General features: G+C 47.8%; 9 protein-coding genes. 2 read left to right on the top strand and 7 right to left on the bottom strand.

What is annotated here, in order from left to right:
• Nucleotides 1–108 precede the first annotated feature (108 nt).
• Nucleotides 109–540, bottom strand: a complete 432-nt coding sequence (locus tag FHS16_RS26050) for an HIT family protein (protein ID WP_183569702.1) — start codon at nt 538–540, stop codon at nt 109–111.
• Between the two features lie 273 nt (nt 541–813).
• Entirely contained in the window at nt 814–3,624 is a 2,811-nt protein-coding gene (locus tag FHS16_RS26045) for a cohesin domain-containing protein (protein ID WP_183569700.1), read from the bottom strand.
• 996 nt (nt 3,625–4,620) lie between these two features.
• On the opposite strand from FHS16_RS26045, the gene FHS16_RS31490 reads away from it, so the two are divergent.
• A complete protein-coding gene (locus tag FHS16_RS31490; protein WP_221226475.1) occupies nt 4,621–4,773 on the top strand; it encodes a hypothetical protein in 153 nt (50 codons plus the stop codon).
• A 136-nt stretch (nt 4,774–4,909) separates the two neighbouring features.
• Here FHS16_RS31490 and FHS16_RS26040 read toward each other — a convergent pair whose 3' ends face one another.
• The 4 genes from FHS16_RS26040 to FHS16_RS26025 all read right to left on the bottom strand — a co-directional run bounded on the left by FHS16_RS26040 (nt 4,910) and on the right by FHS16_RS26025 (nt 8,032).
• Nucleotides 4,910–5,428, bottom strand: coding sequence for a hypothetical protein (locus FHS16_RS26040; protein WP_183569698.1), 519 nt, complete (start codon nt 5,426–5,428; stop codon nt 4,910–4,912).
• Nucleotides 5,429–5,765: 337 nt separating this feature from the next.
• Nucleotides 5,766–6,269 carry a hypothetical protein gene (locus FHS16_RS26035; RefSeq protein WP_183569696.1) on the bottom strand — a complete coding sequence of 168 codons (504 nt, stop codon included), beginning with the start codon at nt 6,267–6,269 and terminating at the stop codon, nt 5,766–5,768.
• Between the two features lie 388 nt (nt 6,270–6,657).
• On the bottom strand, nt 6,658–7,065 hold the full coding sequence (gene flgB, locus FHS16_RS26030; protein ID WP_183569694.1) for a flagellar basal body rod protein FlgB: 408 nt from the start codon (nt 7,063–7,065) through the stop codon (nt 6,658–6,660).
• 160 nt (nt 7,066–7,225) lie between these two features.
• Nucleotides 7,226–8,032 (bottom strand): helix-turn-helix domain-containing protein, encoded by an 807-nt coding sequence (locus FHS16_RS26025; protein WP_246431972.1) that lies wholly within the window; start codon nt 8,030–8,032, stop codon nt 7,226–7,228.
• A 114-nt stretch (nt 8,033–8,146) separates the two neighbouring features.
• Between FHS16_RS26025 and FHS16_RS26020 the strand changes: the two genes are divergently transcribed.
• Nucleotides 8,147–8,953, top strand: coding sequence for a phytanoyl-CoA dioxygenase family protein (locus FHS16_RS26020; RefSeq protein WP_183569692.1), 807 nt, complete (start codon nt 8,147–8,149; stop codon nt 8,951–8,953).
• Nucleotides 8,954–9,092: 139 nt separating this feature from the next.
• On the opposite strand, the gene FHS16_RS26015 is transcribed toward FHS16_RS26020, so the two are convergent.
• Nucleotides 9,093–12,509, bottom strand: a complete 3,417-nt coding sequence (locus FHS16_RS26015; RefSeq protein ID WP_183569690.1) for a DOMON domain-containing protein — start codon at nt 12,507–12,509, stop codon at nt 9,093–9,095.
• Between the last annotated feature and the right edge of the window lie 45 nt (nt 12,510–12,554).

Below are 12,554 nucleotides of genomic sequence, written 5' to 3'. Positions count from 1 at the left end.
AGGAAATTCTATATCATTACTCAATTATCCTTCCTGTTATTTTAACAAGGCTGCCGATTTATGCCGGCAGCCTCGTCCAAGTAATTATTAAGCAGCTATCGTTCCCCGTTAGCCTAGAGACTGTTGAGTAATCAATTCAACCAACTTCGTTGCGGTTTCTTTTAGACGTCCCTTTGCATTTGTAGAGTCTAATGGTTCTAACCAAGCAAAACCATCGGAATCATAGCGCGGGAAGATGTGCATATGATAGTGCCTTAAATCATTACATTTCCCATTGTTTTGAAGAATGGTTACTCCATCGGGTTGGAAATGGGATTTTAGTAACCTTGCTAGCAACCTGGATGTCTTCATAATTTCATTTGCAGTAATTTCATCCAAGTCATCAACATCCTGGTAATGTAGTTTAGGCAGTATGAGTATATGTCCTTCATTCAGTGGTGCTATATCTAGAATACAAGTCATTAAATCATTTTCATATATTGTATTTGTTTCAATCTCTTTATTTGCTAATTGACACCCCAAACAAGAACGCTCAGGCAATTTTCCCACCCCCTTTAATGTCCATATTTATATCTCTATTCGGTATTAATTCCCAAGTTTCCTGTCAGTTAGCGTAATAAAAAAATGGAGCAGTTGCCGACTGCAACTGCTCCATTGTGCGTTTAATTAACGTTCTCCGATGGCGTAATGTTCTGACCTTAAGATTACGATCATTAAATCATACATCTTACTCAATTCGTGCGATTAATTCATAAGGTCTTACATTCCATTAAACCACAATTTAAATAAGAGCACTCAAACTAGAAAACTCAATTACTTAGTCAGAATGTGACGAGCCAATGCGGCAAGGTCTTCAATGTCGATTGTTCCATCATGATTGATGTCGTATTTCTTCACTTGATCCCAGTCTGGGCTAACTGAAGATTTGCCATAAGCTTTCGAAACTAGAGCCAAGTCACCAACGCTTACTCTGTTGTCATCATTGACGTCACCTGGTACTACAGGTTTGCGAATCTCAACGGAATGCGTATCTCCATCAATATCCGCCTCTACTCCCTCGCCATCAGCAAGCACGACAAGTGTTACTGCGATATCCGCAATACCAGCTGTGTTCTTTGCCTTGAAGCTAAGCTTAAAGAGATTCTGATTTGGATTATTTACGCTGTCATTCAAATGAGTGCCTAGAATTCGAATGCTTCCTTCTTGGCTGTCTGTGCCTACAATAACAAATTTCTCGGAATCCACGGATACTGGCTGACCAACAAGCTCCAGCTTATTAGCGTCGTATTCGATTGTAATGTCTTGTGCATACACTTCCTGTTTCAAGCTTTCAAGACCGTAAGTCACATCGAATGTATCACCAAACTGCACTATAGCTGGACCTGTCAAAGTCCCTGAGCTAGTAGTCTTATTTCTGCTCTGCGCGAACATCCAATCAAAGATGTTCTTATCTGCGTACTCTTCTTGGCTTGCGCCATACCTGAAGCTGGCGTTTGATTGGCCGAGAAGGTTGCTGAACACTTGGGCTTCGGTTTCGTGCGGCGTCCAGTCAAAGCCGTAGTACGGGAAATTAAAGGCCTGGTTGGTTTCCAGAACATTCACGTTGGCTTCTGAATATAAGCCGCTGGCGCCAGCGCCTGTTGTGAAATACTGTGTCCATGCATTACCAGCGCCGTCATTCTTATGTGTATGCGCCCATATGGAAGTCTTTGTGAGCTCGGGGTTCGCGGTAAGCTGTTCCACGGTTGGCAAGGTGCCCCCTGCAAGCGGAACGATTGCTGCGAGGAACTCAGGATTGCGGTTATAGAAACCAATTGTGTACATGCTGCCCATCGAGAAGCCTGACATGTAGATACGGCTCAGATCCACCTTGCCCTCAGTGGCCAGTTTCTCCACGTATGCCATAAGGGCCTCGTTGTTATCCTGATTGTTCGAGTGGTTCTGCGTAGCTATGATGTGCGCGTTGTACTTGCCTGGGTTCTCCAGTTGGCGCTTGGAAAGCACGGCTGCGCCATTCGCGGTTTGCATAGGCGCGAAGAAGTCCCCTGAAGGGCCGCCGCGGCCGCCGCCATGGTTGTAGATGAACAGCGGGAGAGGACCTTCGTCTTCCCATGACTCGTCGATCGAAATCAGGATGTCCATGCTACCTGTACCGCCCGGGTTCGTTTTGTCCGGGACAAACTTGTCAAGCGCCGAGTTTACTACCGCTACCTGAGTGAAGCTCGGGGTTACGGCAGTGCCGTTTGTCAGCTTGATCTCACGATCCACGTTGACGCGGTAATTGAGGATCGCCGAGTATGCGTTTTGCAAGTTGCCCGAAACCATTGCGCCGGATGTATAGCCATTGACATTCCAGAACTCTAATTCAACGATGATGTAGCGTCCGCTCGCTGGCATATCTGTTACGAGGTCGTCGGATCCCGGTGCGGGCGATATGTAGCCAAGCGGTTCGGGATCATTGTTTACATATACTCTGGTGATATTGCGCAAGCCGTCGAAAATCACGGTCGAGCCATCAATCCTTGTGTTCCTGGCGGCCGCCGTGAACATGTCGGCGCTCAGGTCGGCAAGGTTTGCCGCGTTGCCTTCGCCAAGGTCGATGATGACCGCTGTAGTGACGTTACCGACAGAGAAAATGTCGTTATACACTGTGAACGGTAAATCCCCTGCGTTTGAAGCAGGCTTGAATGTCACGTGGATGCTTGTGCTGCTTGCGGTGACGTTCTCTATTGTGTATGTGTTGTCTGTAACAGCGACTTCTTCGCCGTTAACCGTAACCTTGTCTACTTCAAACCCGAACGCGGGGTTAAACGTGAAGGTCACGTCTTCGCCATCGTTCACCCAAACATGGCCTGCCAGGGAGGATGGGCTTATACTGCCGTTCGTGCCGGATGACGCCATGACGTAGTGCTGAACGCCGACGGTCACGTTCGGTTCATACAACCGCAATGCCGGTGACTCCTGCATCTGAGCAAGCAGTTGAGCCGCGCTCGTCGTGCTTGTCGCCTTGCTCTTCGCGGTGAAGCCGTCTTCCGTACTCGTCAGGGCAAAGTTAAACTGGTTGTTCCCGCCCCAAATGTACAGGGACACTGTGTCTTCATTTTCATCCAGAACATGCATCAACATGCTCTGCTGGTTGCCATTGATGGCTGCGCCAGTCGTGTTGAGTGGCGCATGCTGTGCGTTGAAGCTGGATTCCCTTCTTAGGGGTTCCGTGCCTCCGCCTGCGCCGGGAGCGTTGTTCAATACATAGTAGCCCGGTCCTTCGCCAAGACCGCCGGATGCCGCAGCAGTGTTTGCGCCAAGGCCAAACTGCCAGATCATGTCATCCGTCACTTCGGATGTGATTAAGCCGTCTTCAATCATCACGGGTTTGGACACCATGCCAATCTGAGTGTCGCCGGTGACGTCGCCAGGTGTGTTGATTGTCGCTTGCGCATTAGCAAGCGCGCCGTGCTCGGACACGATGAGATAGCTTCTGCCAATCTGGACATCAGCAGGGTCGACCTGCCTCCACGTGTCGTTTGGTTCCGGTGCTGCCCCCGCTTTGGTCTGGGGTAAGTTGAAACCTGATACCATAATGAAGCAAACCAAGAGAGCCACCGCTAATCTTATTTTACGCATTACCTACAACTCCTCTCTTATTCCTAGTCTCTTTCCCTTTCATTACGATTTGACAACATGACTATCGCCAACAAAAAGAAAACAACTTAATCACCCCCCCCCAGTTTGATATGAATCGTTAGGAAGTCTTAAGATGTTAAATCGGCTCTTCTTCGTACACGCGTGTTCAACGGTTGTTTTCCAACGTCTCGTCCTTCAGGCCGCCCAAAACGTTGTTCTCGGCTCGCTTTGATGACGTACGAATGATGCCTCGATCGGCGGATCGTATTTGCCGATGGGCCATCGTTCATCGCCCCATCCGAATTCGTGGAGCCCTCGTTGTTACCGGTCCCCCTTTGGGCTGTCGCCGTCGGCTTGGCGGTGCTGTCTGGCGTCTCATTGCCGCTCGAGCAGGCAGTAATCTAAGCGAAGCGAGCAGCAGAATCGTTATCCCCTTCAACTCTCGGCTTCTCCCGTGTTTTTCTATATTCATATAGTCTTTCAGGAGCTCCATCTTGTATGCGCTTTCAGTATACTCGCAATAAAATACTTCCATAATGTGCATTTGTTTACATTTTTACCCTTTGTTTACTATTTTGAAAGCGTTTTATTTTTAAAAAATGACAATACGATTGATCCGTTAATGACAACCGTGTATTCATTGTGCTTTGCGGTCAAAGTTCGTGTTCGAAGCTCCCGCAGGACTCGGAAGATGAACGGCGGCTCCAACTCTTGCGATTTCACTTCGGCAGACGGATTGGCAATTCACCCCAGCAACAACCGGATACATGCGGCAGCCATCTCTTCCTCGGGAAGCCTCACTTCCAATAGTTCCCATTGTATACGTTTTCATTATATGTAATAGATCTATGGTCAACAATGGGCAACTCTTTACTTACTTACCCGTTGTTTACTTCATTGTGAAAGCGCTTTAACATGTTCTGTACATACAAGAAAACGGCTGTTCCGGTAAGGGACAACCGCTTTGTCAAAACTCCTAGTCGTTACAGGCGATGCTTGAGAACGGGCTCAAAAACAACTTGCCGAAAAATCAATTTATTGGACAAGCTCAAGCTTCAAGTGGCTGCGCATCCGCCTCCCGGCTTCTCCCAAACGGAGTTGACGGTTGCAAAGCTGGGCAATAAAGCCGCGTTGCACGGCGTGGTATAGCCTTACTTCAAAGAAGAGACGGAAAGATGAAGATGAGCAATATCGAAACGTTCGAAGGCATTTATGTAGCGATGTACTCTGCCTATGAAGAAAAGGGCGAGGTTGGCGCCGAGCGCGTTAAGAAACTGGCGAGATACTATGTTAGGGATTTTTCAAGTTGGTTGATTGCTTTTTGAAATTGCTGTTCGTATTTCGCAGGTTTATCCATATCAGCATGTGCCCAATAAAATACCATCACATTTCTTGCTTCATAAATACGTGGTATCATCATATCGTATTTTTCTATTTGTTTTTTAAAATCTTCCAATCCTGTTATGCGTGCGTTTTCTGATTTAAAAACATAAATTGAAACTCGCTCAAGTTTACTTGGATCTTTATTTTCAAAAGGACTTCCCACGGTAAATTTATTCGGTTTAATGTTGTTCAATATCCAATTATTACGTTCTTCTTGAACTGGCATTAATTCAGGTCCCTCTGACTCCAAAGCATGTATGAAGTCTTCCAATGTTTTTCCCGTAGCACTTACAATTTCATTTCTTTCTTTGTTTTCCTCTACCACTACATTTTGTTTAGGGTGGTTTTCAATGGATTCATTCGAACATCCAGTCAGAGCAGTTAACATCACACATAATAGTAAAATGTAATTTAGTTTCAATTTATACTCCTCCTTCAACCTCATTAAATTGACGAGAAATATCGGGGCATTGTTGCGCTATTCTGACTGTTAACTCAACAAGGCTGAGATTTATGCCGGCAGCCTCGTCCTGGTTTTATGAAGCTACAGTTCCCAGTTAGCGTAACGACAAATTCAATTTATGATTGAAAAGCATCGTTTAATCAGTCCTCTGAAAGCTTATAACTCTATATCTTTCCAAGCAGCACCTATCTAGCAAATCGTCAATGGCTCGCCGCAGCGAAGATTCCCCCCTCTCTATCCGGGAAAAACCCTGCGAATAAGCGAACATTCGTGAGAAAATCATATTGCAAAGAGCTTAACGAGCGTTATTTTTGAACCTCAACTTCACTTTCCATATTACTGTTACTAAAATTGTTATAACGAAAACGAATGCAATTATCAGAAAATATTTGTTTTTCCATTTGGGTTCAGTTAATCGGTCTAGGGCTTGAATATCTTTGCTCGCGTCTGTAATCAATTTATTGCCGCTGCAAAGACTGGTTGTTTCTTTACCTTTAGAATTGAATGTATAAACCAAATATTTTTTTCCTACTTCAAATTCAGTCCCACACATACCATTGAAACCACTATATACATAACCATCCGCGAGATTACCCTTCCAAACCTTAACCACACTAAAAATATTCCCGCCTTCTTTATCTTTACTAACCGACGTCCCAGTGAAAATGACGCTAGCTCCCTCAAATTTTTGTTCAATGCTTGGATTACTGCAACTACATGCAAATACCAAATTAGGTCGTAGTACACTTATACTGACTACCATACAAATAAATACAACAACAGCTAAGAGTTTTTTCATTCAAACTGTCACCCCGCCTCAGTTTGTGCAGTCGAAAATATAGACGCAATATGGAAATTATTGTTGCACTAGCTTGCCCTTTAGCATAGCGAAGGGCTGCCATGCGGCAGCCCTTCAGGGGTGTAACTCTCGTTTCCCGTTAATTCCTGCCGGAAGTGAAATCTGTCTGTTCGTTCTACAAAGACAACCTTTCGAAATGACCGGCTTTAGGCTTCAATACTAGGATAAACAGCAAGATGCACAAGGTGAAACGGCTGTCGCCGTCCTTTGGCGGCGCAGCGCGTTTCATACCGAGAAATATAGAGAAAGGATGGCGAAGGATGGCGAAATCATATACTTTCCTATATTTTAAATAAGCCGGGCGCTAGCGCCCGGCTCACAGTCAGATCTATTTCAGATCGGCAAACAGCTTTTTGTATTTACTGTAATGTCCGCTAACGCGATCGATCATATAATTGTATTCAAGTTGGTTTTCAGCCAGATTGGCCATCTCTTTGTCAACATCGACATTATTCCGATTGTTGTTCATAGTCGTGTGGCCGTGTTCAACTATTTTATAGGGAATGACCCCCGACCCAGAGATTTGCGGTAAATGTCTTTCGTTCGTCCGTTTGATCTTTAAATTGTCTCCGTTCCCTGCGGTAATCATCTTCTCCAATTCTTCCTCGAACGCGACGCTTTTCACTTTGTATCCCGGCGTATCGGCATTCGCAAGGTTCCCTGTAATCATCTTATGTCTTAACTCCAGAATATGAAGCAAAGATTCGTTACGGATCGAATTTTTGGTTACGAACATGTCTCATCACCTCAATTAATAAGTCAACGAATTTGTACATCATAAAATGGTACGCTCCAATCGGACAAACGTTTCATACATCGCTGAATTACGTGCAAAACACTTAATCCGTCCTCAAGCACGATTTTACGAGGCAGCTTTTACATACCTGCAGCTGCATTCACACCGCGTATGCTTTTCTATAGACGGAAGGATTAATTCCGTTCCATTTTTTAAAACTTTTACTTAAATGATGCTCATCGTTAAACCCGCATTGCTCAGCGATTTGCGCAAGTGTTAACGAGGTATGAGCGAGCAGCTGCTTCACCTTTTCCATTCTAAGATTGGTTGAATAAGTACTCGGCGTGAGCTTGAATTCTCCTTTAAACAATCTTGTCAGCTGCACCTGGCTGATCCCAAGTTCTCTCGCAATCGACTTGAGCGATCCCCCCGCCCCCGAATCGGCCTGCTGCCGAAGCTTATGTATAGCGAGCTGCAGCAGCGGATTCTCGCTATGCAATAAGCCGGATTCCGAATTGAAGCTTTCGACCTGATAAGCGTAAAGCAAATCTCGGAGCAAATGGCTCTTGTATTCGTGCGCGGCACCTGCGTTTATGAATCGCGCCTCCCGAAGCAATGAAAGGGTGGACTGCATTCTTTTATGGTTAAGCAGCCTCAGAATCCCTTGCGGGACGGACGCTGTTCTTGCGTCAGCTTCTCCCTCTCCCACCGTTTTCCAACGAAAGCCCGCAAGATGAAAGGACAAACCGTTCGTCTTTCGATAAAAGGTAAGCTCAGGCGGACACAACACCATATCTCCCTTTGTTGCTCTCTCGCTCAAGCCTCCCATTCGATAATCAAAACTGCCTTCCTCAACGATAAATAGCGCCCAATGGTCGTAGGTATCTTCCGTCTTCTGAAAATGCTTGGCATCCTTTACATAAACATGGTAGAGCAATTCCGGCTCGCTTAAGCGCATGCTTGTCATCACCTTCACTTCCACAGAATGAAATTATATACAAGAAAGATGAGAGTTACATACATTATAAGCAAATTAAGAGTCAGCTATAATTAAATTAATTACAAGTAGGAGGAATGAACAATGACGATTGCAGCGCTTGAATTGAAGGAGCTAATGGAGCAGTTCCATGAACAGGGGTACTTGGTTATACCAAATGTATTGCCGCAGGAAAAAGTAAACCGCTTGAATACGGCCATTGATGAAATAATTGCGGAAGAGCCGGAGTCGCTCGCCCATAACATCTATAACAGCATAGCCCGGCATGACGAGCTTGCCTCGCTAATCGATCATGAGGCCATTCTTCCCTTAATCGTTAATCTGCTCGGTTATAATATTCAACTTCATATTTCCCACTTAACGGTAAGGCAGCCAAATCCGAACGATGTTCAGACTGCCTCCCACAGCTTCATCGATTGGCATCAAGACGGTCCTCATCCAAAGTTTCCATCCATTGCTGGACTGACTGCCACTTATTATATAAAGGTTTGCTACATTCTGAGCGATATGTCTCAGCCAAACCGCGGGAATACCAAGGTTATTCCCGGCAGCCATAAGAAGCCTTATAACCCGAACAACAAGGATGTGAAGCAGCAGCTCGACGGAGAGGTTCAAGTGTGCGGGAAACCGGGGGATGTGTTTATTTTCGCCCAAAATCTATGGCATGCCGGCTCTGCGAACCAATCGTCATTTACGAGAAGGCAGCTGTTTCTCGGCTACAGCCCGATCTGGATGCGGCCAATCGACTATCATCAAGCCGATGAAAGCCTGCTAAAGGACGCCAGCCCCATACGCCGACAATTGCTCGGACAAATCAGCGACAACAAATTCAAATATTATGTGCCTGAAGACAAGATGGTGCCGCTTAAGTCGTTGCTCCTTGACAGTTAATGACGATATGAAAGGGACCGCTACTCCGCGTAAAGCGAGTAGCGGTCCCTTTTGATTGGCATCCATGCCAGCGTGTCAGTCTTACGTTCTCAGATGACTGCAAGGATTCATGACATGATTACTCCGATTGATCAGGCGTTTATGTGCCAGGTGATGTCGGGCTTGGCGCCGGCTGCTCCGTTGACAATGCAGTCGCGGTTGGATTTGGCGCCTCTGTTGGCATTGGCGTCACAGTCGGCGTCGGCTCCGCAGGAGATGCCGTAGGTTCTATCATCGGTGCTTCTGCCGTTATGACCATAGGCTTGAATAGGCTTGAACGCTTATTGGAGCCTATACCTCCGCCCCATTCCAGCCAACCCTTGCGCCCATTCCCGTCATTTTCATTAATAAGCAATGAAAGGCTGAGTATGCCGTCGCTAGGCATAATCGGCGCGAGCTCCGTCCAAGGGAGCGCTAGCTGATAGATGGTGTCCTTGCTGATCTCGTCTCTGGTTATTTCCAGCTCGCGATTAGTCACCGTCGTTCCCGCAAGCACGCCGGTCATCGCCATCCATCGATACAGCTCAGGCCCGCTTGGCGTTAACGCCATCCCGTATTCATACCACTCAGGCGCCTCGCCCGGTGTGCCTAAGGAAACAGCGAACTGCATGCTGTCCCCGCTCCACATTGCATCCCCAGACTTTGTCTGGGAGAATACATCATCGTGGATTCGCGCGGAGAGATATAGGTTGTCGCTGTCATGCGTCAACCACAACATGCCGCTAAGGTCCTCGATGCCGTTATGGGGCACGACTCTGGAATGTCCCTCCTCAAAAAGATTAATGCCAGCGAGGTCCTCTACGTCTTCGAGCGAGCCGTCAACCTCCAGCGTGCGGTGCACGACCGGATTCATATCTGCCTCGGCGATAAGCTGAAGAGTGCCTGCAACGGTCATCTCGGTGCCGTCATCCAAATAAGCGGTAAGCTGATGCGGCGTCATCGTTCGCTCCGGCAAAGCAGGCAGCGGCAAATCCAGCACATGCTGCGAGAGTCCGGGCAGAACCGTATCATAGGTGAGCACTTGCGAGGCATCGCCAACCTGCCAATCGATCTGCGTCAAGCGGCGTTCCAGCGGCTTCGTATTATCGATGCTTACCCTTAAGAAATTGCTGCCGTCCTTCCACACATGCTTGGCTTTAAGATCTTCTGATTGCCGGATCACAACCGTGTTTTTCAAGGCGCCTATCTTTTTGCCTCCAACGGCAAGCTCCGCTGTAGCTGTATAGCTTCCCGGTTCTCCGATGCCTGGGAAAACAACCGTATAGGTGCCTGGTGCTGCAACCTGCAATTGCTGAACGGCTCCTTGCAGCTGAATCCGAGCGCTAAGCGGTTTTGCAGCAGACGCTTTGTACACGGACATCGTTACGCTTACCGCATCATCGGTGAAGAACGGCGCGCTTGCAAGCAGATACTTGCTGCTCTTTATGACCTTAGTAATCTTCCCTTTGATGAACAATGGCTCTTTCGATGCCGTAACGTACACTTCGCCATCCTTCGGGGTATACGTTGAAGATCGGCCCATCATGTCCGTTACCGTGAGCGGCTGCTGTGTTTTTAAAGTAATATGGGTTTCCTCATCGGAACCTGACCATAAAACATGAATGGACTGGCCGTTCTTCAGAAAGGTGTAGCGGTACATATCGTTTGCAATATCTTGACTAGCAAGCGTCGCTCCCGTAAGCTGCCTTGCCGCAGTTGCAAAGGCGACATAACCCGGCTTCGGCGTATAGGCACCAAGAGGGTCTCCGCTATTGTGAATAATGCCGAAATTATGCTCATTGTATTTTTTGTCCGTTCCGTCGTCCATGAGATCGTACCAGAATATCTTTTCTACGCCGGCGGCCATGCCGAGCACATAGGTTCGGATTAAATAGGCCGCTTGCGTGTTCTCATCGACTCCTCGTGGATCAAGCTGCGTCGGCCATCCGATCTCAGAAAACCAAAGGGGCTTCGTCTGCCCGTTATTATGCTCCCGCACGAGCTGATTGAGCGAAGCGACCTCCGCCAGCAAGCCTTCCGGCTTATCCGGATACCGATAGGGGTGGACGGATAAAGTGTCCATATATTGAAGTCCCCCAAGCTCAAATAAATCCTCCAGCCATTCGCTCGGAATGCCCGCGGTTGCGCCGCCAAGTACGTTCAAATCCGGGCGTACCTCCTTGGCCGCCTCGTAGCCTGCTTTCAACAGCTCATAGTATACTTCCGCACGCGATGCTGCCGGACCATTCCCGCCAAAGCTGGATAGATTGAACTCATTCCACATTTCTCCCCATTTAATCTGACTGCCGAAGCGGTTCAGCAGCGATTTCGTATAATTCGCATATGCCGCATGTGCCTCCGGGGAATAAGGCGTTTGGAAGTTATCGTAATATTGGTTGGAAAATGCGAATGTCATGAGCGGATCGATGCTGTTTTCCAGCAGCCCCTCCATGTATAACGTGAATTTGGGATTATAGCTGTATACGCCTTTCTTCAGCTCGATCTCTGACCAGAACATCGCATCTCTTACGCTTTTGGCACCGGCATATTTAACTAAAGGAATCATCTCGCGGTTCCAGCTATGGGCGAAATGGGTCTGTACGCCAAATGGAGATTGTGCCACAGCAGTCAAGTCAAAAGAAGGCAGCGTGGCAAAGGTCGTTTCGATTGTTTTCCGTATTCCGCCATCTTCATAAGAAGTAAGCTTCAAGCGGTAATATCCATTCGTAGGCACCGGTACCTCAAGCCGCAGCTTGCCGCTTGTCACCGGCGTACTTCCGGATGCCGCTGGTTCCCCCCATGCATCATACGCTTCCCAGACAATCGTATCGCCAGTCGTCAGCACCTCGAAGATCCCTTTATCTGCCCCTGAGAATACATTGCCTACTTGGGTTTGCGCAATCGCAAGCTCCGGAGCCGCCGCCTTCACACGTACATCGTCAAACCAAACGGCACCGCTCTTTAATCCCGAACGCAGACCCGCCCTCGCAACCTTCAGTGTCATTTTCTTAAGAGATGGATGCCATGAGCCGTCATTGGCTCCGCCCCAGTGGGAATATTCCGCTCCGGTGTTGAATGCGTTCACCGTTACCAGCTGCCAGTCCGCCGTCTGCTGCAGCGTGAGCTTCTGCGAGTGGTTCTGATTGGAGCCGTCCATCAATACGAGATAGATGGATGCAGCATCAGCCGTCTTCACCCAGAACGACAAGCTGGTTGCGTCAGCAGGAATAATCCGCTTGGTCAAATACCGCTCCAAGGCAACGTAAGAGCCGCCGCCGTTGAAATCACCGGTAACCTTGGCCGATGAGCTGCCGCTTTTTGCAATCGTGCCGTCCCTAGTGAAGCTGCCCTGCGCGCCTGGAAACTCTGCTCCGAGCAGAAAATCCCATACTTCATCCGTGCCTTCATAATCTCCTGCCTGAAGCTCCACTAATGCTCCTTCCGCGCCAGCTGTCGATCTAAGGCCGCCCAGCGCGCCGGAAGCCGTCATGGTTAATGCAAAGACGAGGAATAATGAGATCGCTTTTCTCACAATCATTTTCCATCCATCCTTTGCTATTCAGATCGGCGACTAACCCTTCCC

The organism is Paenibacillus endophyticus (assembly GCF_014192395.1).
GTDB classification, from domain to species: Bacteria; Bacillota; Bacilli; order Paenibacillales; family Paenibacillaceae; genus Pristimantibacillus; species Pristimantibacillus endophyticus.
The sequence above is the reverse complement of the archived record's forward strand: the minus strand, read 5'-3'. Positions and strand labels throughout refer to the sequence as shown.

Coding starts and splice junctions, on each gene's coding strand:
- FHS16_RS26025 (WP_246431972.1), bottom strand. CDS start 8,032: ATGACAAGCATGCGCTTAAGCGAGCCGGAATTGCTCTACCATGTTTAT.
- flgB (WP_183569694.1), bottom strand. CDS start 7,065: ATGTTCGTAACCAAAAATTCGATCCGTAACGAATCTTTGCTTCATATT.
- FHS16_RS26045 (WP_183569700.1), bottom strand. CDS start 3,624: ATGCGTAAAATAAGATTAGCGGTGGCTCTCTTGGTTTGCTTCATTATG.
- FHS16_RS26035 (WP_183569696.1), bottom strand. CDS start 6,269: ATGAAAAAACTCTTAGCTGTTGTTGTATTTATTTGTATGGTAGTCAGT.
- FHS16_RS26020 (WP_183569692.1), top strand. CDS start 8,147: ATGACGATTGCAGCGCTTGAATTGAAGGAGCTAATGGAGCAGTTCCAT.
- FHS16_RS26015 (WP_183569690.1), bottom strand. CDS start 12,509: ATGATTGTGAGAAAAGCGATCTCATTATTCCTCGTCTTTGCATTAACC.